The following is a 23,054-nucleotide window of genomic DNA, read 5'->3' as shown; positions in this document are numbered from 1 at the left end:
AAACTGATTCAATTATGAAAAATTCCAGTTTAGAAAAACAATTCTATCGAAACTTGAATCACATGGCTATTCGTATACTTGTATAATTCTTCTTGTAATCAAGATACATCTTGAATATTTCATTTGGATTTAAACATTAATTTAATCTCATCAATTCTATTAAGTTTAAGTCAAATTAGTTCTTGAAAAAGAGAACATAAAAAAAGACCCAAAGTAGAGAATCTACTTTAGGTCATGGTTAAGATTGAGTTTATTGAACTGAGTCTTCAGAAATAAATTTGGTATCAGGATTGGTACCTGTATAGTTGTAGAGTTGTTTTTCAGCATTGAGGTCATCGACGTTCCAGTCGGCTTCATAGGCTGAATTTTTGTCGTTAATGCTTAATCCAACATTAGGACCACCATAAATAAGGGCAGCACGGTGACCAAAGTGACCAGCAGTGCCAAGTGCATCGACACAGTTGTCTTCGTCATACCATTGTTTCAATAGGAAGAAAGCGACTTGTTTGTCGGATTTAGCACCGGCGGTCTTAATAATATAGTCAAAACCAGCACCAGAAAGGTTTTCTGACATATTCTTAGTAGCCGTACTGTGATCCAAATTGTTACCGTTTTGTTGATCGGCTCTTTGAGCAGCGTAAGTCACAACATCATTAGAAACGTTAACAGGGCTTGTACCGTTGGCTTTGTGAAGAGCATTGACGTATTCAACAAAGTATTTATTAATATTATTCATATTAGGTGTGTATTCAGTGCTACTTTGAGCCTCAGTTGCAACCGTTGTTGTGGCTTTTGTATTGTTACTATTAACCGGAGTGCCTGATAGAGTGGCATCGCTGGCTTTTAAGTATTCTGAAGTTGATACTTGATATAATGTTTCACCATTGACAGTAATAACGTTACCAACAGCCCAATCAGTTTTAGGAGCTAAGGCACGATTAGAAATAAGTTTACCGTTTGCAGTATATAGCTTAGTAATACCACTGGCATTTGTGGTTGCGACAGCTGATGCATCGGCATTTTTTTGTGCAATGGCAAAAGAACTTGAAGTTGCCATCATTAATACGGCAGATAAAGTAATAATTCTTGATAATTTCATTAGGAATGACCCCCCAGGGCATAATACTTTTATAATTAATTTAATCTCATCATTTTTTTAACTACACCTATACTAATAGCATCTGATTCAATAATCAAATAAATAGCAATATTTTTTTTGAAATTAACTTTTAGAGAATAAGATAAGCTTTTGAATGATAAATAATCTCCATGTGGTGACCGTTTTTGACGATTGCTACATGGAGATTTTTTATACAGAAAAAATGTTTTATTCTTAATTCTTTTCTTACGATTTCTGTTCCTAGAATACTGATAATGGTATAATGTAAGCGTTAACAAAAAGGCTTGAATGAGGGGGAGAATATCGTGAAACATAAAGAAACAGAAGTAGAAAACTTAGTGGGACTTGTAGTAATTTATATTTTCGTTTTTGTGGCGGTATTCTTAGGATTATTTGCCTTATACTTCCATTTTACGACATCAATGTCAGTAACTTGGATGGTTAAATTATTATTTGTCGATTTGGCATTAATGATCATGGCTATTATGAAACCAATCTTCGATATTACGGTAGAGTTCTTTAAGGACAGTGTTAAGAAGGATTAAAAAGTTTAGCAAAATAAATCAATTGTCAAATAGTTAGGTCGAAAATGACCTAACTATTTTTATTTGTTTAAGGATTCTTTAGAAAGTGAACATTTTAAAAAATATATATAAAATAAAGGTATAGACATAAATAAGAAAGGCGGGTGTAACAAATGACGAGAATCGATAGATTACATCAAAAGAGAAAGACACAAAGAGTTGGTCGTAACATAAGTTTTGTACAAATGTTTATTGTTGTCGCCGTAATTTATTTCATTTGCCAGATGGTTATGACTATCGATTTGTAGTTCTTGATATAATATAGGTAGTTTTACATTAAGAACTCATAAGTTGGAACATTGAAAATGCGTTGTTCCTATAAGTAATTAAATGTTCTAAATTTCAAAATAATATAAAACAGATAGCATCTATTAAAAGATTAAAGGTTCACAATATCCAAACCTTGATCTCTTAGTAGGTGTTATTTTGTTTTTATTAAAAATCAAAATTTTGAAGAATCTAAAAACTTGCCCAATCCACCAGCAACTTGCTAAACTTTATTTATAGAAGAAATAAGAGAGGAGTTTTATTATGAGTATGGAAAGTAAAAAAGATATGGTCAAAGGTAAAACGAATCAGGCGGTCGGTAAAGCATCTGGCGATGACAAGCAAGAATTGAAAGGCAAAGTTCAAGAAAAAATGAGCAAAGCCAAAGAAAAAGCTGATGAAGTAGTAGACAAAGTCGCTAAAAAAATCAATGAAAAAACCGATAAATAGTAATCACATAAAGTGATTCAAGACAGGCTATCACAGCGTTGTGATAGCTTTTTTTATTTATATATTTATATTGAAAATAATTCACAATTATTCTTGAGTTATAACCATATTGGGGTATTTGTGTGTTACATTATTTAATGGAGTGAAATAATTATTTTTGTGAGGTGAATCAATGGAGAAGAGCGAGATATTAGTTACTACAACTGAAAATGTACCAGGTCGTGACTACGAGATTATCGGTGAAGTTTTTGGACTAACGACTCAATCGAAAAATGTCGTCAAGAATATCGGCGCTGGTTTTAAAAATATTGTTGGTGGAGAAATTAAAGCTTATACGGAATTACTGACAGAAGCTCGTGATATTGCAATTGACCGTTTACGTCAAAATGCTTTGGACATGGGAGCTGATGCGGTGGTAATGATGCGTTTTGATTCTGATTCGATCAGCGCTGACATGGAAACAGTTGCAGCATATGGTACCGCAGTAAAATTTAAGTAAGGTGATTAGATGGCATTAGAATATAACAAAAGTTCTTTATCAGCTTGTACAAGTATATTGATTGGAAAGAATGCTACCGTTGATGGTTCAACTATTATCGGAAGAAATGAAGATGCTAAGGCTTCATGGCCCAAACATTTTGTAATCCATGAACATAAAGAATTTAATGATGATCAAAAATTCGTTTCTAAAGCCAATGATTTTCAAATAGACCTACCTAAAATTCGCTATAAATATTCTGCCACTCCTGAATGGACCTTTAAAGAAGGATTATTTGAAGAGGATGGTTTTAACGAATATGGCGTTGGAATGAGTGCTACTGAAAGTGCTTATTCAAACCAACGTGTATTAGGCGTTGATCCTCTTGTTGAAAATGGTATTGGCGAAGAAGCCATGATCACAGTAGTTTTACCTTATGTTCAAACCGCTCGGGAAGGTGTTTTGCGTCTAGGTAAGATTGTTGAAGATTATGGAACCTGTGAAACTAACGGCGTCTTGTTCTCGGATAAAGACGAAGTTTGGTACTTTGAAAGTGGATCAGGTCATTATTGGGTTGCGCAACGTATCCCCGACGATAGTTACGCGGTTGTTGCCAATCAACTAGCTATTCAAGAGATAAACTTTGATGATTCAAACAACTTCTTGTATCGCCAAGATATTAAGAAATTCGTTGAAGATAATCATTTGAATGTTAGACCCAATGGATTTAATTTTAGAGAAATTTTTGGAACACACGATTTGTCTGATGAAATTTACAGTACTCCCCGTGTTTGGTGGGGACAACAACAATTTTCTGGTGCGACTGATGAGAGCCCAGAAAGTGAAGATTTAGCTTTCATTAAGAAGGCAAATCGTTTGTTAAGTGTTGATGACGCACAAGACTATTTAGCATCTCACTATCAAAAGACCGAATTCGATCCTTTGAACAAGTCAGCTAATAGCAAACGTTATCGTCCAATCAGTTTGGCTAAAACTCAAGAGTCACACGTCTTGCAAATAAGACCCAATATGGCTCCTGAAATTGCTTGTGTTCAATGGTTAGCTATGGGTGTTGCCTCACAAAGTATCTATGTACCGTTTTATATGGGTATGACTGATACTCCTGAAGAATACAAACTCGGGGAGCTACCATATGATGGTAAGTCAGCTTATTGGACTTATAAATTGGCCGGAGTTTTATTAGATGGTCACTACAAAGAACTTGGAAAAGATTTCCAAGCCAAGCAAAAGGATATCAATATCACACTTCGCAAAATGTTGAATGATTTTGATAAGCAAGCCTTGAGCAAAGATGATGATAAATTACCTAATTATTTAACAAAGGCTTCATTTGAAATGGCAAAAGTTTCACTTGATGGCTATAAAGAGCTAATTGCTCAGTTAATTACGGACTCGACTGATTTTTCACCTCTAAACTTCAAGACAGATATGAATTTATAAAAATTTGTACTTTGAAAATTAAATGAGGGGTTTTATATAATGGATGATGGTAATTCGTCGAAAAAAACAATCACATTATTTGGTTTAATAATGATGATTTTCACGGCGATCTTTGGATTCGCTAATACAACTGTTGCTTACGAGCAGATGGGATTAGCAAGTATTGTTTGGTATATTTTCGCTGCATTATTCTTCTTTCTACCAGTAGGATTTATGGTAGCGGAATATGGTTCTGCTTTTAATGAAGCAAAAGGTGGAATTTATTCTTGGATCGAGGGAGCCGTTGGTGCAAAATGGGCTTTCATCGGTACCTTTATGTGGTTAGCTTCATGGGAAGTTTGGCTAGTGTCAACTTCTTCAAAAGTTTGGATTCCATTGTCAACGATGTTTGCTGGCCATGATGCAACTCAAACTTGGGGTATGTTTGGATTAAGTGCTACACAAGTTATTGGTATTTTAGCTGTTCTCTGGATTATTTTTGTTACATTTACAGCTTCACAAGGTATTGATACTATTACCAAAATCACAAGTTTTGGTGGAATCATGACAATTGCCTTGCAAGTTATTTTCTTCGTGTTGAGTTTGGCAGTTCTATTTATGTCAGGCTTCCACACAGCTGAACCAATTAATGGATTAGATACTTTTATTCATTCTGCTAATCCTGCTTTTTCTTCACCATTAGGGATGGTTTCCTTTATTGTTTATGCAATCTTTGCATATGGTGGTATGGAATCTGTTGGTGGTGTTACAGATAGTATGAAGAATCCTAAGCGTGATTTTCCACGTGGTGTTTTAATTGCCGCCGTTATTATGGCATTAATGTATTCACTAACAATCTTCTGTTGGTCAATGAGTGCTAACTGGAATACTGTTATTGCCAAAGGTAATGTTAACTTGGGTAATATTACTTATGTTATGATGAGTAATCTTGGTTATCAATTTGGTAATCATATTGGATTAGGTAGTGCCGCTGCCATTACATTAGGTGAGTGGTTAGCTAGATTTACTGGTTTTGATATGTTCGTTCTTTATATGGGTGCTTTCTTTGTTTTGATTTATTCACCATTGAAGTCATTTATATTAGGAACTCCAAAAGATTTGTGGCCTGCAAAGGTTACAAAGTTAAATAAACATGGTATGCCTGCTTATGCAATGTGGATTCAAGCTATTGTTGTTATCGTCCTTATCTTGATCGTTGATATGGGTGGTAAGAATGCCAAAGCACTTTATAATGTTTTGACATTGATGGCTAATGTTTCAACAACAGTTCCATATTTGTTCTTAGTTGGTGCATATCCATTCTTTAATATGAACAAAGATATTGAAAAGCCTTACTTGTTCTATAAGAATAAGAAGGCTATGTGGACAGTTACAGTGATTGTCTTCTTAGTATTAGCTTTCGCTATTATCTTTACATTGCTCCAACCAATTATGGAAGGCGCATATACAGATGCTCTTTGGACAATTCTTGGTCCAGTGGTATTTGGTCTTGTTGGGTTTGTACTTTATTACAGATATGAACACAGGTCGAAAAAAGCTGCTATTTCAGTTGATACTGAAGATTAGTAAGCAAAAAAAACAGATCTTATCAATTTTGATAAGGTCTGTTTTTTTGTGTCTGGAAAATTAAATTGAATCAGAAATCAACCACTTAATTGTGCTCTTATATTCACCACTCAAAGGAACTCCGTTAGTCTTGAGTAGGATACCGTCGTTAGAATCACTATTTGATCCGAAGAGGTTATAAGAAACGGGAGTTGCTGAATCGCTAGTATCACCTGAAGCAACGATAGGATTTTGAGTTAGGGAAGTAGCTGAACTGCTGTCTTTGTCAAAATCGACCAATTCTAGGTTAGAAACATCAGTGTATTGACCAGCAATATTCTTGTGCAACATATTATCAGCTTGAGCTCTGAGATTCCATTTGTCGTGATAACTGTCAATTTTTACGTTCCAATTACCATCACGTTTTACATAATCGTCAATTTTCTCTTTTGGATCAATAGTTTCAAAGTGGTAATTGCCAACTTCTATTTGAGTACCCTTTGGTAAAACATCTAGTTGATAATCCAAAGTGTTAGTTTTTCTTAAGTAAGGGTCCATTAAGTAAACCGAAAGATCATTGTTACCGACAATTAAATTTTTGGCCCATTGAGATTGAGCTTTGAGAGTATATGGAGTATCAACTTTACCCTCTGAAGTTTTCGGTTGATCAAGAACAGTCATAGTCGGATCATCGGAGCTATCTTTGACATTCGCAAAGATAGCTAGATCCTGTGCTTGTAATTGATATTTGTGACTTGATACATCTGGGTAAGTAAATTCGATTGGAAAATTAAGTTTCATTTGGGAAATAACTGTTTGGCTTAGTTTAGAAGATGAGATAGTAGGTGTGATATCAGGAATATTAACAATGTATGTAGCAGTATTAGATGTCGCATCCTTGCCATCATAAGCAGTTACAGTAATTTCGTTTTTACCTACCTTTAGACCGGTAGCTGTCTTTAAATAGTCATTAACATTTTGAGTAGAGTTTCCACTAAGAAGTTTTTTACCGATAGGTTCCAAATCAAGTGAAAAGTTAGCTTTGTTAGTACTCTGAGGGTCGACTTCTTTAGTGACTTCGGCTTGTTTAGTACCGTCTGCACTAGTTATTTGATACTTAATACTTGTAGTTTTATTTGCAAAATCAGAAGTATCATCGTAGGCAAAGCTACCACGGAGAGTTACATCGCTGTTGTCGTAAACCGTTTGATTAGTATCACTTGAATTAGCAGTTAAAATCAACTTTTTATTGATAACGTTGATATGATAAGTGACCGTATTTGAATCACGAACGCCGTCATTAATATATAACTTAATCGTGTGTTGTCCGACAGGTAGTTTAACAGCGGCTAAGTCCAAGTATAAGTTAGTGATATCAGAAACCGCTGAACCACCACTGAAAGTCGTCTTTTCAAAGTCGCCATCATCAATCTTGAGATATCCTGATATTGGTCCGATATCGGTGATTTTGTCGCCATTGCTGTATTGAGCTTGACTGTTTAATCGAATCGAATCAGAAATTTCTACAGTCATCGGATCTTTATCAGTGGCTGTAAGAGTAAGGTCTTTATAATCTTTAACGTTAATTGTATAAGTTTGAATGTTAGAAACACGGTTCATTGAATCAACAGCATAAACATCAACAGTATTTTTGCCGATTTTCAAAGGACTGCCACTTGATGATGCCTTAGTAGCGACCATAGAATAGTCGGCATTTTTATTGCCTTTAGTAGTTTCTACTTGGGTATCATCTAAAGCCTTGCCATTGATTGTGGTATGGATAGTTAAATCATTACCATCAAATGTGGAATCATGAGCATAGTTAGTTGTTCCGTTAATTGTAACGTCGTCATTGTAGGAAACATCTTGTTCCGCCTTAGTGGTAGAGTTTTGTAACTGGTCGTTAATAATAAAGGTTGGTGAAGTAACATCTTCAATGTAGTTTTGACTATCGAAAGAAGTTGGTTCACCTTCAACTAATTTAGGGGTTGTATCGGAATCAGCCTGACCATATAGATAAACAGTTGCTTGTTGACCCGCATTGTCCATAGTTTTGAGCTTGAGATTAATGACTTTGTTACCATCAGAATCCTCTGTAATATCACTGGCAGGGATGTCTTGACTACTATTATTCGTACCAGCGTAAACAATTTTACCAACATTTTGATTATTGCTAGAAGAATCAGGCGTGAAATCAACATTTTCAGGTAACTTTAAACTAGCATTAATTTCACCAGTTTCTAGAGTTCCTGATGTATAGGTTAGACCATATTGGAAACGTAGGTTATCTTTATTGGCAACATTATAGGAAGGGTTATTGATAAATGAAGAAATAGGATTGGGATTGCTTGGTCTGTATCCTTTGTTTTCATTTAAATTGCTAATATCTCGGCCCAAGGTTCCATCACTATTGTATTGTGACATATCGGTTAATTTAACTGAACTTTGAACATTAGCGGTACTTGGCATTTGTTGCATAACGATAGCTACGTCATTAGGAGCGGAATATTGAGAACCAGTAGAAGCTGTGAATCCCCAACGAACATCCTTACTATCTCCTAGTTTAGTGAGATCGATTGATCCATTACCAGTGTTTCGTAGATATGCAGGTTTAGCTGTACCATCGCGTTCTTGGTCATTAAAGGCATAACTAAAGTTAGCCGTAGTTGAACTAACAGGAGTGTATTTGAATGTTAAGTGTTTCCAAGATTTATCAAGATTCATATCTGCTGCACTATCAGATAAGTAACCTGATATTTGAACGTTATTAGAAGTACCACTTTGATATTTTTGTGAAAAATAATATCCACGACTAGATGTTAAAAAGCCAGACAGATAACCATCAGTTGAATAGTCAGTATATTCGTCTTTATCACCAGGATAACCAACTGCTAAATGTTGACCTTTATAGTCGTTTGCAACATCAAATTAGTCATCTTTACCAGTTATTTTCTGATAATTAATGTCTTTTATTTTCAAACTAGGAGCCTGATAGTTTTGTACATTATCTAATTCCAATGCGAAACTATTCTGAATAGCCCCATTTTGAATTTTTTCGTGGAATAAACTGCTACTAGGATATGTGAGACCCGAAGACATAGCAGGTGAATGATCAGTTGTACTACCACCCCAAACGCCGAGTGTTTCACCATAAGAAGGAGAACCCTTATCATCACCGGAAATAGCAGTTGAGATAGCTTTGGCACCCCGATCATCATTTTGTAATACAAGAGCTAAACCATCTGGTGCTTTGTTGTCATTCATACCAGGAGTATAATCAGTGTCTTTAGAAGTTGTTTCACGATAGTAGTGATAAACATCTCCCATATAAATCCAAGCTGAAATAGTTTGCTTCTTGGTTAAATCAAAGTAGTTGTTCAATGCACCAGAATCGCCACTTTTATATTTCTTACCCCAAAAAGAACTGATTTGATCGGTGCCGCCGTCTTTGGTTAGCATTTCCACAATGTTGACCGGAAAGTCAGTATTGAGCTTGGCGTCGTTAGTACCGTTTTCGTAATTGGGATTTTCAATCAAACCATTTAGATTCAAGCCGTCAGGTGCATCTTCGAAGACCGAATCTTTGCTAGGCGCATTTACAGCCTGAACTAGAGTAGTATGACTAATAAATCCTAAAGTTAATATAAATAATATTGAGAAAATAATTTTGAGTTTAGATAATCTCACTTGATAATCCCCCTAATTAGAATATACAAATGAAAGTATTTCATATGTTAATGAAACTGTTCATATATACATACTACACTTTGAATTAAAATCATGATAATCATTTTATATAACTATTTATATCAAGTTGTGATTTAAATTATTTTCTTTTTTCAAAAATAATTATTTTTTGAAAAATTTATTTTAAAACGGTCATATTGTCATAATGTGACACAGTGGTTTGCTACTATTTAGAAGTAAATTAAATATTTTTATTGGGGGAAAAGATTTTGAAAAAAATGATTAAATATGCCGGTGTTGTCGCAGCCACTTTGTTAGCTGTTGCACCAATCGCAGCACCAGTTCTTGGCACTACCACGGAAACAAAAGTAGAGGCAGCAAGTGCGCCAGGATATGCTGTAAAAGATTTTATTAAGAATGATGATGGTACTTATACAATTAGTGGTATGGTACCTGCAACTAAAGATGGTCAACAAATTTCAGTTTCATTTGATGATGTAACAATGTCACCAGGTGAATTTTCTGGAAAAAGATATGCAAATGCTAAATTGCAAACATTTGATGGCTATACAGTTAACCATCCAACTGAATTGATGGGTTTGAAACTTGAATGGAAGACAAATAAGGTATTAGGGTTTACTACTCTTGATAGTCCAATAATTTATACAAAGGACAGTTCTTCTGACAATTCAAGCTCTGATGATAATAATGTTACTGTTCCTGGAACAAATTGGGTAACAACTTTCTCACCATTAATAGATGCGGCTACATATGATGATAAAGGAAATCTTACAGCTCCAGTACTATCTAAAACTTCAATTTGGGGAGTTGATAGACAAATGGACATTAACGGAACAACATATTATCGCGTTGCTACAAATGAATGGATCAAAAAATCAGACGGTATAGAAGTATTTCCAAATAGCACAACCGTAAATACAAATAAACAAGCTAGTCTTTATACTTCAACAGGTAAAGCAGTGACAAATCGTGCTTTGGCAAAGAATACTCCATGGTATTCTGATAGATCAGCCACAATTAATGGCGTAAAGATGTATCGTGTAGCCACAGACGAATGGGTTGCAGCAAGCGACGTTCAATAGAATTATATATCACTCAACAATAAATAAATGAATCGCAAAAAGACGAACTTCTAATTACGTAGAAGTTCGTTTTTTTGAATATTTTAGGATAGCTTCATTTTTATAAAAAAATGAAAAAATTAACAGAAACACTTAGATTGTCATAATGTGACACAGTGATTTGTTATTCTTTAGAAGAAAATAAAATCTATGGGGGAATTAAATTGAATAAAAAAATTAAGTATTTAGGAATAACTGCAGCAATGTTATTGATAACTGCACCCATTTCCGTACCTATTATTGGATATGCAGATGGAGAAACAATCGTCCAGGCAGATGCTAATCAAGACAATTATTTAGATTTCAATGATCCATATGGTGGGATATTAACTAGTTTAAGTTTTGGGGTTAATGTTGATGGCGGAAAAAAAATAGTTTCTACTGATATTGTTAATGCAAAAAATGTTGGTGATATTGATACACAGGAAACACCTGAAGTGAAGGGCTATGTACCTAGTCAAGATACTATCTCTATTCAGAGAACGGCAACAGGATACAGAATATTACAGGTTCCAACATATACAAAGGTTGATCCCGAATCCGCTCCTGAAACAGCCATTGTCACTATGCATAAGGAAGTAGTGAGAGTTGTTAATAAGAATGGAGATCTTTACGTGCCACTAGTAGGATTTTCGACTACTGATGGTAAAATTTTTGATATTACTAATCGAGCTTTAAGTAATGGGACTCCCTGGTATTCTGATCAAGTAAAGAAATATGCAGGTGTCACATATTATCGTGTTGCTACAAATGAATGGGTAGAATCATCTTATTTATTCAGCAAAACAGATATTTAATAGTATTGAAATATTATTATGAATAATAGAATTTTTTTATCATTCAACAACAAATAAGCACAAAAAAAGCGAATCTCTAAAATAGAGGTCCGCTTTTTACATACAATTTTTAGTTAAATTCAACGGGATGCTTGTCAGTCAAAGCTTTTGTACGTGCATCCAATTCTTGGAGCTTTTCTGGATCATCATGATACTTAATAGCGTCAACAATAATGCGAGCTACTTCTTCACAATCCTTTTCATCGAATCCTCTTGATGTAATAGCAGGAGAACCTAGACGAAGTCCAGATGTATATTTTGGTGGCAATGGATCATTTGGAATGGCTTCCTTGTTAGTAGTGATATGAATTGAATCAAGAAGGTTTTGAACTTCCATACCGTTCAAATCACATTCTGTTAAAACAACATTAAGCAAGTGGTTATCTGTACCGCCAGTTAATACGGAAAGGTTATCAGCATCATTGATAACTTTTGCCATAGCAGCGGCGTTTTTGATAACTTGTTCCATGTAAGTTTTAAACTCAGGTTGTAGATCTTCGCCAAAGGCAACTGCCTTACCAGCAATAACGTGTTCCAAAGGACCACCTTGAGTTCCTGGAAAGACTGCAGAATTAAGCTTTTTACCTAGTTCTGCTTTAGCTAAGATCATACCGCCACGAGGTCCACGTAGTGTTTTGTGAGTAGTAGTAGTTACAATATCAGCAACTCCAACTGGAGTAGGGTGAAGACCTACGGCAACAAGTCCAGCAATATGGGCCATGTCGACCATTAGGTAAGCACCAACTGAATCTGCGATTTCTCTAAACTTATTGAAGTCAATGATACGGCTATAAGCAGAAGCACCGGCAACGATAAGTTTTGGTTGAACTTCTTCAGCAATCTTTTGAACGTTATCGTAGTCGATCAAGCCTTCACTATTAACGCCATATGAATGGAAGTTATAAACTTTACCAGAAAAGTTAACTCTTGATCCGTGTGTTAAGTGACCACCAGCATTAAGATCCATACCCAAAACAGAATCACCAGGTTTTAAAACTGCTTGATAAGCGGCAGCATTAGCCTGTGAACCTGAATGTGGTTGAACGTTAACGTATTCAGCGTTGAATAATTTTTTGGCACGATCAATTGCGATTTGTTCGATTTGATCGATGTTTTCACAACCACCATAATAACGATGCCCAGGATATCCTTCAGCGTATTTATTAGTTAAAACTGAACCTTGAGCTTTTCTAACATTATCAGAAACGATATTTTCAGAAGCAATCAACTCAATATTTCTATTTTGTCGGTTCTCTTCCTTTTTAATTAGATCGAAAATTTCCTTATCACCTGTACTATATTGCACTACGACCATCTCCTTAATAATTATTATTAATTACACTGGTACCATCACTATAATTAATCTTGACACCCTTTTCAATGTTGAAGATATAGACATTGAAAGAAACTCCGTTATCTGGTTGACCATTGGCAGTCATTGATTCAGCCATCATTTGAACTCCTCGAGCAACTAATTCATTGCCACGATATATCGGTTTAACGCGATACCTAATATAATTGTTAGGGTTTTGCTTAATGTAATAAGCAATATCGTTTTCATGCTTGAGCATCTCTGGTGAATTCAACGAACGTGTACCAGTCATCAAATTTTTAGGATTATTATTCTGTCCTGTCAATTGATAACCAATTAGGTGTGATCGATTATATAGCCAGCCTCCCTTAATGTGTTTGTTGTGCCAACCAGTAGGGTTGACATACAAAGGTTCACGTTTTGCGGTAGGCATCAAGCTTTTACTCAATAATGCATCTGCCTGAATGGCTCGGTTAAGATTGTCCAAGTCAGCGAATTGTTGCCAAGGACCGTTCGAGACATTTAGTTCGGATTTTGTGAAAGTAGGATTATTGTTATTGACGGTGATTTCTTGGTTGCCTTGATAGTCTAGATTGGCTAAATCAGAGCTAGAAGAGGTTGTGGATTTTTCCGACTGTCGCGGATTGTCACCTGTTTCTTGTCCAGTGTTCTGATAGGATTCATAGATTCCTGAACCACCAACTATAACTAGCAATACCCCCAATGAAACTAAGCGTCGATGAATCCGACGTTTGGGTTTGACCATGAACGTGGTGAATAACACGATCGCCCCTAAAACGACTAATAACAACATATACATAATATTTCCCCTCACTACGAAGATTGATTGTCTTCATGTTTGATTTTATCATAAACTTTCAGAAATCTTGAACAATATTTGCTGAATTGTATAATTTAATTCGTATATAGTGTAATAGTTAAAAACTATATAACTGTATATTTATTTTGAAATAAAACGATTTCTAAAATAAGAATAAAAAACTGACCTTAATAATAGTAATCAAGATCAGTTCAAAGTTACTATTCAAATGTTTTTTTCAGTGCCGCAATACGTTTATCCAAAGGTGGATGGGTATCGAAGAGCCCTGAAAAATGCTTTTTCTTAGTTGGATCATCGATATATAATGCGGCACTGGCATCATCGACTTTTTTCATTGGCTTGGTGCTTTCTTGTAATTTCTCTAGGGCGTTGATCAAGCCTTGAGGATTACGAGTAAGTTCTGCACCAGAAACGTCGGCTAGATATTCACGATTTCTAGAGATTGCCATTTGAACTAAACTAGCAATCATTGGTCCTAGAATTGCGAAGACTAAACCAACTAACCACAAAACAACACGAATGGCGTTGGAATTGTTGCCATCGCGATCATCATCTCGCATTGGAATCCACCAACGATAGGCATTACCAATAATGGAACAAATTAAAATGACTGCTGATGACAGAGCAACAGAAATGGTTGAAACTCGAATATCGTAGTTTCTAACGTGAGAGATTTCATGTGCTAAAACACCTTCAAGTTCTTCACGATTCATCATTTTATATAAGCCGCTTGTAACGGCTACAGCTGAATGTTGTGGATCGCGACCAGTGGCGAAGGCATTTGGACTTGGATCGTCGATAATATAAATATCTGGTAATGGAATATCAGCAACCATTGCCAAGTCCTCGATAATATGCCAAAGGTCAGGAGCATCTTTAGCTGAATTAAGTTTTTTAGCACCATTCATTTGCATAACGATACTAGTTGATTGAAAGTAAGTTATCAGTGTATAGACGATAGCAATTACTAGGGCAATAATTATTCCTGAATAAATATTGTCGAAGAAATAAGCACCGATGAAACTTCCCAAAGCAGCTAATAACAAAAAGAAAATGAAAAATATCAAGTAAGTTTTACGTTTATTACGATCAATTTGCTGGTAAATCATAAGTTACCTCGATTAAAACTTAACTTTAGGAGCAACTTTGTCCACGTCAGGAACTTGCAAGAAATTCATTTCTTTGAAGCCATGAATACCTGCAATAATATTACGTGGGAAAGTTTGGATAGCTGTATCGTAAGCCTGTACTTGACTGTTGTAAGCTTGACGTGCATAAGAAACTTTGTTTTCTGTGTTGGAAAGTTCTTCCATTAATTGAGAGAATTCTTGGTTAGCTTTTAGATCAGGATAACTTTCGGCCAAAGCAAAGACTTGTCTCAAAGCACCAGTCAAAGCATTGTCAGCATCAACTTTGTCTTGAAGTGAGTTGGCATTAGTAACGTTGTTTCTCATTTCAATAACTTGAGCTAGAGTTTCCTTTTCATGTTTGGCATAACCTTTAACGGTTTCAACTAGGTTAGGAATCAAATCAGTCCGACGTTTTAGTTGTACATCGATCTGTGAGCTGAATTCACGAGCACGATTACGAGCTTTAACTAGACTATTGTACATGCCAGCATAGATAACGATTATCACTAAGATAATAGCAATTATTATTATTGTATTCATTTAAATCTCCTTCTTTTTGTATTGGCTATATTTTAACATAACGACTGAATAGGGGTGTGAAATGCGATAAGGTATCGAGTTTATTATTATTGTTTTTGACCAAGTTAATTTATAATTACGATATGGGAAGGTACGTAGTAGGTTTCACAGGTGTATATATATGAAAAAAACATTTTTACCTATTTTGATGTTAGAAATAATTCTTTTAGGAACTTTTTCTAGCACGATTGTTTTAGCTGATAGTTCAGTTGATCCGACGGCCGGAGATGATTTCGATCAGAAGGTTAATAGCTTATTGGATAATAAAGGTTATTCAGGAACCTTATTGGTTGTTAAAGATGGCAAACCAATTTATCAAACAAGTCGTGGTTATTCTGATTTTTATAATGGCATTTATAACGATAAGAATACTACTTACGAAATTGATTCAATTCAAAAGTCTATGACGGCGGCGTTGATTATGAAACAAGTGCAGAAAAAACGCCTCAAATTATCAGATAAATTAGCCAAATTTTATCCACAAATACCTGGTAGTAAAAAAATTACAATTAGACAGATGCTAGATATGACTTCTGGTTTGGTATTGAAGGGGGATGTAGGACCAGATAAGGTTATGTCTGATTCTGACATTATTGATAACGATATTGATAATATTAAATTCTCTAGCATTCTGTATAATAAGTGGTTTTATTCACCAATTAATTACAATTTATTAAGTGGCATTTTGGAACAGGTTACAGGTAAGTCCTATCGGAAATTATTTACGCATGCTTTCATCAAAAAGCTTGATTTAAAACATACTATTTTTGCTTATGATGAGAAACCTAGTTTGCAAAAGGCTAATGGCTATAATAATATTGATCCTTTATCTGCTCGCTTGGATTACAAAAATGCTTATTACACTAAGCGGTCGTTTGAATTCGATGAACTAGGAACTGGGCAAGTATATATGAGTGCTGCGGATCTTTATAAGGTAGAAAAGTATATTTTGACTGGTTCAATGTTGACGGAAAAATCTCGTAAAGAATTATACAAGCCTGGTAGTTCAAGTACCTATGGCGGTGGTTTGTACCATGGCAAGAACGACAACTTTGCTAATGGCTGGGGATATGGTTTTCAAGGTGTAGTTCATATGTCCAATAATGGTAAGAACGGCGTTATAGTTTTAGAGAATTATTCTCGGATTGCGGCCGATGTCAAACCAACTGCTAAGCAGATTTATCAGTTATTAGATGATGAAAATTGATTATTTGTGAAAAAGGCTGGCTATTTTGAAGCAAAGCCTGTATTATTAATTGTGCAGGTAGCCTACCTGTGATTCAAAATGACCGCTTTGCACATTCCAAAGTTTTCTGTAAAGTGGTCTAAAGTCCTACATCACGGATTGATGTAGGACTTTTTTTTGCCCAAAAAACTAAAATAATTGTTGAATACCAGAATTTGTTGTACGTTAATATTAGTTTATTGAGAGGGGCGTATTTATGTATAAATTAAATGATGGTCAACAGATTCCAGACTTTGGATTTGGAACGTATAAGTTGAACGGTCGTAAAGGTGTACAAAGTATAGTTTCAGCCATTAACAACGGTTATAGAATGATTGATACTGCCTATAATTATGAAAATGAAGGTACAGTTGGTAAAGCTATTGCAGAAAGTGGTATTAACCGTGATAAATTGACGGTAACTTCTAAATTGCCAGGTCGTTATTATGCTTATGATGACGCGATTACCGCTTTACAAGAATCATTGTATCGTTCACATTTAGATTATTTTGACTTGTACTTGTTGCACTGGCCTAATCCTAAACGTGGGATGTATGTTGAAGCTTGGCAAGCTTTAATTGATGCCCAAAAATTTGGCTTGGTTAAGTCAATTGGTGTCTGCAACTTCTTACCTGAACATTTGGAAAAACTTCAAAAAGAAACTGGTATTTTACCAGCTATTAATCAAATCGAATTGCATCCATATTTCAATCAAAAAGAAATGCGTCAATTTGATAAGGAAAATGGTATTGTAACAATGGATTGGAGCCCACTTGGGCGTGCTAGTTCAGTTTTGAAGAATGAAACTTTGGTACAGTTGGGTCAAAAGTATCATAAATCAGTTGGCCAAATTATTTTGAGATGGGAATATCAATTAGATACGATTCCAATTCCTAAGTCTTCATCTCCAATTAGACAACGCGAAAATATGAATATTTTTGATTTTGAAATTTCACAATCCGATATGGAAAAAATTAATGATCTAACTAGACCAGATGGTCGTACAGAAAACCAAGATCCTGCAGTTTATGAAGAATTCTAAAAATGAGAGTGATGTTTGAGAATGTCTCAAATGCCACTCTTTTTTTATTTTGTCTCAAAATATAATTAAAAATAAATCTAAATTTCACAAAAAAATCACAATTTTACTATTGTATCTTAGTGTCAATAGAACTATATTTTAGCTGTAAGCAGTTACATGGAATCAAGAGGTGATTCTTATGTATAGAAGTAATGGTAATTATGAAGCATTTGCTAAACCAATGAAACCAGAAGGCGTTGATAATAAATCGGCCTATATTGTTGGTTCTGGATTAGCGGGTTTGGCTGCTGCAGCATTCCTTGTTCGTGACGGTCAAATGAAAGGCGACAAGATTCATGTTCTAGAAGAACTCGCTCTACCCGGTGGTAGTATGGATGGTATTTGTAATGAGCAAAAAGGTTATATCATCCGTGGTGGTAGAGAGATGGAACCTCACTTTGAGACACTTTGGGATTTGTTCAGATCAATTCCTTCATTGGAAAATCCTGATGTTTCTGTTTTGGACGAGTTCTATTGGTTAAATAAGAAGGACCCTAGTTTTTCTCACGGCAGAGTAATTCAAGAACAAGGTAAGGAATTGCCAACAGAAGGACAATTGACTTTGACACCTAAAGCAGTCAAAGAGTTGATTGATCTTGTTATGACACCTGAGAAAGATTTGGGCGATAAGAAAATCAATGAAGTCTTCACAGAAGATTTCTTGAATTCAAACTTCTGGTTATATTGGTCAACAATGTTTGCCTTTGAACCATGGGCCAGTGCTATGGAAATGAGACGTTACTTGATGCGTTTCTGTCATCATATTGATTCATTGTCAAATCTTTCTTCATTAAGATTCACTAAATACAATCAATATGAATCCTTGATTCAACCAATGATCAAGTTCTTGGAAGACAAGGGCGTTCAATTTACATATAATACACACGTTAATAATATTAAAGTTGATACTTCAAATGGAACTAAGGTTGCCACAGAAATTGATATGACAACTGACGGTAAGAACAGCACAGTTAGTCTTACTGAAAATGACTTAGTCTTTGTTACCAACGGTTCAATTACTGAAAGTACAACTTATGGTGATAAGACACACCCAGCACCAACTGAGCATGAATTAGGAAGTAGTTGGCAACTATGGGAAAATTTGGCTAAACAAGATAAAGCCTTTGGTAATCCTGATGTCTTTTGCAAGAATATACCCGATGCTAACTGGGTAATTTCAGGAACAATTACTTTGACTGATGACGAAGCCGTACCATATATTGAAAAAATTAGTCAAAAAGACCCTCACAGTGGATCAATTGTAACAAGCGGTCCAGTAAGCATTAAAGATTCTAACTGGCTTTATGGATATTCAATTAGTCGTCAAAAACACTTTAAGAGACAAAAGGATAATGAATTGGTAGTTTGGGTCTATGGACTATTTTCAGATAAACCAGGTAACTTTGTAAATAAGAAGATTACTGAATGTACCGGTGATGAACTTTGTGAAGAGTGGCTTTACCATATCGGTGTACCAACAGATAAGATTAAAGATATTGCTGAAAATCATGCAAATACTATTCCAGCACATATGCCATATATCACATCATACTTCATGCCAAGAAAAGTCGGCGACCGTCCACTAGTAGTACCAGAAGGTTCAAAGAACTTAGCCTTTATTGGTAATTTTGCTGAAACAGAACGTGACACTGTCTTTACGACAGAATATTCAGTTAGAACAGCAATGGAAGCCGTTTATACATTGTTGAACGTTGATCGTGGAGTTCCAGAAGTATTTGGATCAGCCTTTGATGTTCGTACATTGTTGAGAGCAATCTATTACTTAGATGGCAAACAAAAGATTGAAGATATTAAATTGCCATTTAAGGAACGTTTAGTTGAGAAGAAGGTCATGGAAAAGGTCCATGGAACTTATATTGAAGAGTTGTTGAAAGACGCACATCTACTGTAGAGAGCAAAACAGATGCAATCAGTTTCTGTGTAGCTCGTTTCAGAGCTACTGTCTATATAAGTACAGAATTTTGAGACAAAACAAATAGACCACTAAGGTAATTAATACTTTAGCGGTCTATTTGTTTTGTCTCATATAATTATCAATTAATCAAAATAGGTTTGCCAATTCTCAGAATGGTGGCATTCAAAAGCCATCTTAAAATCCTCACGCATATTTCGTGCTAATGATAAATCTAAATTCAAAGCTTCATCGAGAGTAAAGTATTTAACATCAGAGGTTTCAACGCCGCTGTGAAGGTTATCTTCAACTGGCGTACATTCAAAGAATAATTTGTAGATATAATTGAGATTCTTCTTAGGATAATGATTTTTTTGCATATCTTTGATAGCTATTAAACGATTAGGTTGAGTACGAATTCCAGCTTCCTCAAAGGTTTCTTTGACAGCTATTTCACTTGCTGAGTAACCGATATCGCCCCAACCACCAGGGATTGACCATTGTCCACTACTTTTTTCACGGACTAAGAGAATCTTGTCGTCTTTAAAAGTTGCAGCTCGAATATCTACTTTAGGAGTTACATAACCAGTGTCAGCGTCAAAAAATATATCCAATTGTTTAGGTGTAGCGTTGTTGGTTAGTTGTGTGGTTAATTTTTTGGCGACAGTTTCCAATTGTTCATAACGTTCTCGATCAAAAACATCTTTGCTATAATGTTTGCCTGTTTGAGCGATTGCTTGTAATTGTTCAATTAATAATTCCACATCATCCATTTTTATTACCATCCTTTATTCGCAGTATATCATTTTAAGGATAATAAAAATAACGCTTTCATTAATTTGCTTTTTCAAACGTTCTTTCATGGATAAAATTGTTGAATAAATCATAACTTCTAAGTGCTAAATGAGCATTGTTTTGTTTGATGACGTTAGCAATATTTGCCATTAGATAAATGCTGTTGATTAGCATAAAGCGTGATCCGTTGTTTATAGTGAAGTGAATTCCATCTTCAATAGTTTCAATAGCTAAATCAAATTGGGAAAGCTCAAAGTACGAGAGGGCAGCCACGTAGAAAATTAAATTGAGATTTTCCTCGTAGTCAGTTTTGTGGATATTTTTGAGGGATAGACTTATTTGTCGATAAGCGGAAGTTTTAAGACCTTGACGAGCGTAGATATATGCTAAAGAAATGTTACCTATTCTAGTTAGTGTGGTTTGTTTGCGACTGTGACCGGCACTAGCTAGAGAGAGTTTAAGTAATTCCTTTGCATTGTCAAAACCATGTTCTAAGCGCAACGCACAAACTGAAAGATAAAAATAATATGCTTGTGTTTGTTTGCTTGTCTGCACTGTTTCAATGACGGTTGGTCGATTTAAAAAGGCTTGCAAAGTTTTATAATCATGGCTTTTATAAAAGGATCTAACTTTTTGATTGAAATATTTTTCTTTGCCAATTTTAAAATTTTCTGCTAAAGATAAGTTATCAAAATCAATTGATAATCTTTGGCAGAGATTGATTAATAGTTGTGTATTGGGGATGTACTTATTATGCTCAATTTCAGAAAGGGTCGATTGAGAACAGATATCTTCGGCTGTTTCCAGTTGTGATAACCGTTTTTGTTGTCTAGTTTCTTTTAAAATATCACCTAAATTATCCATATCATTCACACCTACAATTTTTATTCGGTAAGACTAATTATTTATTTCTATAATCAAATAATATAAAAGTAGTGTGTATTTTGTGTTCAATTATTGTAAACTTTTGTATTAATTATGTAAATTTTCAGAAAATAAAAAAAGCTATAACTCAACAAATAAATGTAAGTTATAACTATATGAATTATTCTAAGGAAAAACCTTGTTCTTTCAAGAAAGCAGCAACTTCAGGACGATGGATATGATCAAAGATATTTAAATTCTTTTCTGTCCAAGTGGTGTCCTGGGGGTTTGACTTACGGTTAGCATAGTAAGTTTTAACTTTTTGATCATATTCCGATAAGTTATCGGCTTGTAATTGCTTGTATGAATTAATAGCAACTTGATTTTTTTGAGGCAAGCGAGGTTTATGCTGATTTTTAAGTTCGGGGACACCGATAGTCATGCCAAAAAGTGGAAAAGTATATTTTGGTAAATCAATTGCTTGAGCAACTTTTTTGATGTTATTGCGAATACTGCCAATGTAACAGATTCCTAAATTCATTGATTCGGCAGCAGTCGCCATATTTTGAGCCGCAATGGTCGTATCAACAGTTGCAACTAAAAGGGATTCCATGTTTTTGATACTGTCGAGACTTTGATTGTGTGCTTTAAGAAGTTGGGCTTGGCGATTTAGGTCGGCAACAAAGATATAAAAAGTATCAGCTTCTTTAACATGTGGTGAACTAATCGTAATATCTGAAATTTCTTGGCGTAACTTTGAATCAGTTATTTCAATAATTGAAAATGCCTGAACAAATTCAGAGGTTGAACCACTTTGAGCAGCGTCTAATAAAGCATTTTTTTGTTCAGTAGTGACCTTTTGGTTAGTAAAGTTTCGGACAGAAACATGTTGTAACAAGTTATCAATAGTTTGATTCATTTTAAAACCTCATTTTTTCAAAAAGTTTAAAGTCTATTTTGACATCATAACACTTTCTGAAAAAAGAAGATGGTGACTTACTTTAGAAGTTAAGTCGATTTATCAAACTGGGCTGAACCGGACGTTTGTCTTTATTAGGGTCGACGTGATAGTTAATGATCATATTGACAGAATCGGTTGTTAGAATATCAACAATGGCATTTTTCATGATCATTAATTCAAAACCTCGAAAAGTTTTATCTTCAATAGGTACCATGAATATTACCTCCAGTCTTTTACTTCTGAATAATTCATTGTAAGACTGTAAAAGTTAAAGGGAGTAATAACTTGCTCTGATTTGTATAATTGTCTATTTTTATTACGAGAAAATAAATCCCAGTCAGGTACTTAGTCGATATAAATAATGGTAAGTTGTTTTTTTATGATAATGTATTTCCTAGATGAATAATTATAGTATTTAAGAAAGTAACTGATAGGTAGACTGATCCGGCCATTATGGATATTTTGAACATCAATAAATATGTGCAAGTACTGAAAACCATCAGCTCGATAAAAATTTGTAAGAATATAGAACCTCGTCTTGGAGAATTAGGCGCTATGAAAGTAGCCCATAACAGTATGAAAATTATTGGTAAGATTATTCCAATTAAAATATTTAGGGGAATTGAGTATTTGGTTAAACCAATAGTAATGACAAGAGTTACGGTCAGTATTTCAATTAAAAATCTAATAAAAGCGTTTATTGTAAATAACGCGTAGTGCTAGCTTTGTAATATAGAAATATTAAGTGATTTTCAAGCCACTATTTCCGGTCAAAATCTGTTTA

At 34.8% G+C, this 23,054-nt stretch carries 23 protein-coding genes; 11 read left to right on the top strand and 12 right to left on the bottom strand.

Going from position 1 to position 23,054, the window contains the following annotated elements:
* Nucleotides 1-250: 250 nt before the first annotated feature.
* Complete coding sequence (locus tag LAB100_RS06600) at nt 251-1,099, bottom strand: CAP domain-containing protein (RefSeq protein ID WP_119326406.1); 849 nt, start codon at nt 1,097-1,099, stop codon at nt 251-253.
* A gap of 326 nt (nt 1,100-1,425) precedes the next feature.
* On the opposite strand from LAB100_RS06600, the gene LAB100_RS06595 reads away from it, so the two are divergent.
* The 6 genes from LAB100_RS06595 (at nt 1,426) to yjeM (ending at nt 5,926) form a co-directional block, all read left to right on the top strand.
* Nucleotides 1,426-1,665, top strand: coding sequence for a hypothetical protein (locus tag LAB100_RS06595; protein WP_119326405.1), 240 nt, complete (start codon nt 1,426-1,428; stop codon nt 1,663-1,665).
* 152 nt (nt 1,666-1,817) lie between these two features.
* A complete protein-coding gene (locus LAB100_RS11765) occupies nt 1,818-1,952 on the top strand; it encodes a hypothetical protein (protein ID WP_281273983.1) in 135 nt (44 codons plus the stop codon).
* Nucleotides 1,953-2,235: 283 nt separating this feature from the next.
* On the top strand, nt 2,236-2,421 hold the full coding sequence (locus tag LAB100_RS06590; RefSeq protein WP_119326404.1) for a CsbD family protein: 186 nt from the start codon (nt 2,236-2,238) through the stop codon (nt 2,419-2,421).
* Nucleotides 2,422-2,593: 172 nt separating this feature from the next.
* Nucleotides 2,594-2,920, top strand: a complete 327-nt coding sequence (locus LAB100_RS06585; RefSeq protein WP_119326403.1) for a heavy metal-binding domain-containing protein — start codon at nt 2,594-2,596, stop codon at nt 2,918-2,920.
* A gap of 9 nt (nt 2,921-2,929) precedes the next feature.
* Entirely contained in the window at nt 2,930-4,360 is a 1,431-nt protein-coding gene (locus tag LAB100_RS06580; RefSeq protein ID WP_119326402.1) for a C69 family dipeptidase, read from the top strand.
* Nucleotides 4,361-4,399: 39 nt separating this feature from the next.
* Nucleotides 4,400-5,926 carry a glutamate/gamma-aminobutyrate family transporter YjeM gene (gene yjeM / locus LAB100_RS06575; protein ID WP_119326401.1) on the top strand — a complete coding sequence of 509 codons (1,527 nt, stop codon included), beginning with the start codon at nt 4,400-4,402 and terminating at the stop codon, nt 5,924-5,926.
* Nucleotides 5,927-5,986: 60 nt separating this feature from the next.
* On the opposite strand, the gene LAB100_RS06570 is transcribed toward yjeM, so the two are convergent.
* A complete protein-coding gene (locus tag LAB100_RS06570; protein WP_119326400.1) occupies nt 5,987-8,629 on the bottom strand; it encodes a hypothetical protein in 2,643 nt (880 codons plus the stop codon).
* 204 nt (nt 8,630-8,833) lie between these two features.
* The gene (locus tag LAB100_RS06565) at nt 8,834-9,592 is read right to left on the bottom strand and encodes a lectin-like domain-containing protein (protein WP_119326399.1); all 759 of its coding nucleotides are present in this window, start codon (nt 9,590-9,592) and stop codon (nt 8,834-8,836) included.
* 278 nt (nt 9,593-9,870) lie between these two features.
* Between LAB100_RS06565 and LAB100_RS11680 the strand changes: the two genes are divergently transcribed.
* Together LAB100_RS11680 and LAB100_RS06555 are read left to right on the top strand one after the other, a co-directional pair.
* Nucleotides 9,871-10,695 (top strand): SLAP domain-containing protein, encoded by an 825-nt coding sequence (locus LAB100_RS11680; RefSeq protein ID WP_119326586.1) that lies wholly within the window; start codon nt 9,871-9,873, stop codon nt 10,693-10,695.
* A 203-nt stretch (nt 10,696-10,898) separates the two neighbouring features.
* A complete protein-coding gene (locus tag LAB100_RS06555) occupies nt 10,899-11,531 on the top strand; it encodes a hypothetical protein (RefSeq protein ID WP_119326398.1) in 633 nt (210 codons plus the stop codon).
* A gap of 109 nt (nt 11,532-11,640) precedes the next feature.
* Here LAB100_RS06555 and glyA read toward each other — a convergent pair whose 3' ends face one another.
* The 4 genes from glyA to LAB100_RS06535 all read right to left on the bottom strand — a co-directional run bounded on the left by glyA (nt 11,641) and on the right by LAB100_RS06535 (nt 15,393).
* Entirely contained in the window at nt 11,641-12,885 is a 1,245-nt protein-coding gene (glyA, locus tag LAB100_RS06550; protein WP_119326397.1) for a serine hydroxymethyltransferase, read from the bottom strand.
* Nucleotides 12,886-12,889: 4 nt separating this feature from the next.
* Nucleotides 12,890-13,702: a DNA/RNA non-specific endonuclease gene (locus LAB100_RS06545; protein WP_119326396.1), complete on the bottom strand. Its 813-nt coding sequence runs from the start codon at nt 13,700-13,702 to the stop codon at nt 12,890-12,892.
* 221 nt (nt 13,703-13,923) lie between these two features.
* A complete protein-coding gene (htpX, locus tag LAB100_RS06540) occupies nt 13,924-14,832 on the bottom strand; it encodes a zinc metalloprotease HtpX (RefSeq protein WP_119326395.1) in 909 nt (302 codons plus the stop codon).
* A 12-nt stretch (nt 14,833-14,844) separates the two neighbouring features.
* Complete coding sequence (locus LAB100_RS06535) at nt 14,845-15,393, bottom strand: LemA family protein (protein ID WP_119326394.1); 549 nt, start codon at nt 15,391-15,393, stop codon at nt 14,845-14,847.
* Between the two features lie 160 nt (nt 15,394-15,553).
* Between LAB100_RS06535 and LAB100_RS06530 the strand changes: the two genes are divergently transcribed.
* The 3 genes from LAB100_RS06530 to LAB100_RS06520 all read left to right on the top strand — a co-directional run bounded on the left by LAB100_RS06530 (nt 15,554) and on the right by LAB100_RS06520 (nt 19,650).
* Nucleotides 15,554-16,639 (top strand): serine hydrolase domain-containing protein, encoded by a 1,086-nt coding sequence (locus tag LAB100_RS06530; RefSeq protein WP_119326393.1) that lies wholly within the window; start codon nt 15,554-15,556, stop codon nt 16,637-16,639.
* A 235-nt stretch (nt 16,640-16,874) separates the two neighbouring features.
* The gene (locus LAB100_RS06525) at nt 16,875-17,699 is read left to right on the top strand and encodes an aldo/keto reductase (RefSeq protein WP_119326392.1); all 825 of its coding nucleotides are present in this window, start codon (nt 16,875-16,877) and stop codon (nt 17,697-17,699) included.
* Nucleotides 17,700-17,877: 178 nt separating this feature from the next.
* Nucleotides 17,878-19,650 carry an oleate hydratase gene (locus LAB100_RS06520; protein ID WP_119326391.1) on the top strand — a complete coding sequence of 591 codons (1,773 nt, stop codon included), beginning with the start codon at nt 17,878-17,880 and terminating at the stop codon, nt 19,648-19,650.
* 146 nt (nt 19,651-19,796) lie between these two features.
* Here LAB100_RS06520 and LAB100_RS06515 read toward each other — a convergent pair whose 3' ends face one another.
* The 5 genes from LAB100_RS06515 to LAB100_RS11800 form a co-directional block, all read right to left on the bottom strand.
* Nucleotides 19,797-20,423: an NUDIX hydrolase gene (locus LAB100_RS06515; protein WP_119326390.1), complete on the bottom strand. Its 627-nt coding sequence runs from the start codon at nt 20,421-20,423 to the stop codon at nt 19,797-19,799.
* A 61-nt stretch (nt 20,424-20,484) separates the two neighbouring features.
* Nucleotides 20,485-21,309 (bottom strand): helix-turn-helix domain-containing protein, encoded by an 825-nt coding sequence (locus LAB100_RS06510; RefSeq protein ID WP_119326389.1) that lies wholly within the window; start codon nt 21,307-21,309, stop codon nt 20,485-20,487.
* 181 nt (nt 21,310-21,490) lie between these two features.
* Nucleotides 21,491-22,228, bottom strand: a complete 738-nt coding sequence (gene nfsA, locus LAB100_RS06505) for an oxygen-insensitive NADPH nitroreductase (protein WP_119326388.1) — start codon at nt 22,226-22,228, stop codon at nt 21,491-21,493.
* Nucleotides 22,229-22,310: 82 nt separating this feature from the next.
* Nucleotides 22,311-22,484: a hypothetical protein gene (locus LAB100_RS11555; RefSeq protein WP_162894205.1), complete on the bottom strand. Its 174-nt coding sequence runs from the start codon at nt 22,482-22,484 to the stop codon at nt 22,311-22,313.
* Nucleotides 22,485-22,647: 163 nt separating this feature from the next.
* Nucleotides 22,648-22,947: a DUF2568 domain-containing protein gene (locus tag LAB100_RS11800; protein ID WP_371851215.1), complete on the bottom strand. Its 300-nt coding sequence runs from the start codon at nt 22,945-22,947 to the stop codon at nt 22,648-22,650.
* Nucleotides 22,948-23,054 lie beyond the last annotated feature (107 nt).

It is taken from the genome of Companilactobacillus musae, from assembly GCF_003967595.1.
Classification (GTDB): domain Bacteria; phylum Bacillota; class Bacilli; order Lactobacillales; family Lactobacillaceae; genus Companilactobacillus; species Companilactobacillus musae.
The sequence above is the reverse complement of the archived record's forward strand: the minus strand, read 5'-3'. Positions and strand labels throughout refer to the sequence as shown.

Bases quoted from the DNA above. Each gene is read 5' to 3' on its own strand.
- LAB100_RS06600 (WP_119326406.1), bottom strand. From the start codon at position 1,099: ATGAAATTATCAAGAATTATTACTTTATCTGCCGTATTAATGATGGCA.
- LAB100_RS11765 (WP_281273983.1), top strand. From the start codon at position 1,818: ATGACGAGAATCGATAGATTACATCAAAAGAGAAAGACACAAAGAGTT.
- LAB100_RS06590 (WP_119326404.1), top strand. From the start codon at position 2,236: ATGAGTATGGAAAGTAAAAAAGATATGGTCAAAGGTAAAACGAATCAG.
- LAB100_RS06585 (WP_119326403.1), top strand. From the start codon at position 2,594: ATGGAGAAGAGCGAGATATTAGTTACTACAACTGAAAATGTACCAGGT.
- LAB100_RS06580 (WP_119326402.1), top strand. From the start codon at position 2,930: ATGGCATTAGAATATAACAAAAGTTCTTTATCAGCTTGTACAAGTATA.
- yjeM (WP_119326401.1), top strand. From the start codon at position 4,400: ATGGATGATGGTAATTCGTCGAAAAAAACAATCACATTATTTGGTTTA.
- LAB100_RS06570 (WP_119326400.1), bottom strand. From the start codon at position 8,629: ATGAATCTTGATAAATCTTGGAAACACTTAACATTCAAATACACTCCT.
- LAB100_RS11680 (WP_119326586.1), top strand. From the start codon at position 9,871: ATGATTAAATATGCCGGTGTTGTCGCAGCCACTTTGTTAGCTGTTGCA.
- glyA (WP_119326397.1), bottom strand. From the start codon at position 12,885: ATGGTCGTAGTGCAATATAGTACAGGTGATAAGGAAATTTTCGATCTA.
- LAB100_RS06545 (WP_119326396.1), bottom strand. From the start codon at position 13,702: ATGTATATGTTGTTATTAGTCGTTTTAGGGGCGATCGTGTTATTCACC.
- htpX (WP_119326395.1), bottom strand. From the start codon at position 14,832: ATGATTTACCAGCAAATTGATCGTAATAAACGTAAAACTTACTTGATA.
- LAB100_RS06535 (WP_119326394.1), bottom strand. From the start codon at position 15,393: ATGAATACAATAATAATAATTGCTATTATCTTAGTGATAATCGTTATC.
- LAB100_RS06530 (WP_119326393.1), top strand. From the start codon at position 15,554: ATGAAAAAAACATTTTTACCTATTTTGATGTTAGAAATAATTCTTTTA.
- LAB100_RS06525 (WP_119326392.1), top strand. From the start codon at position 16,875: ATGTATAAATTAAATGATGGTCAACAGATTCCAGACTTTGGATTTGGA.
- LAB100_RS06520 (WP_119326391.1), top strand. From the start codon at position 17,878: ATGTATAGAAGTAATGGTAATTATGAAGCATTTGCTAAACCAATGAAA.
- LAB100_RS06515 (WP_119326390.1), bottom strand. From the start codon at position 20,423: ATGGATGATGTGGAATTATTAATTGAACAATTACAAGCAATCGCTCAA.
- LAB100_RS06510 (WP_119326389.1), bottom strand. From the start codon at position 21,309: ATGGATAATTTAGGTGATATTTTAAAAGAAACTAGACAACAAAAACGG.
- nfsA (WP_119326388.1), bottom strand. From the start codon at position 22,228: ATGAATCAAACTATTGATAACTTGTTACAACATGTTTCTGTCCGAAAC.
- LAB100_RS11555 (WP_162894205.1), bottom strand. From the start codon at position 22,484: ATGGTACCTATTGAAGATAAAACTTTTCGAGGTTTTGAATTAATGATC.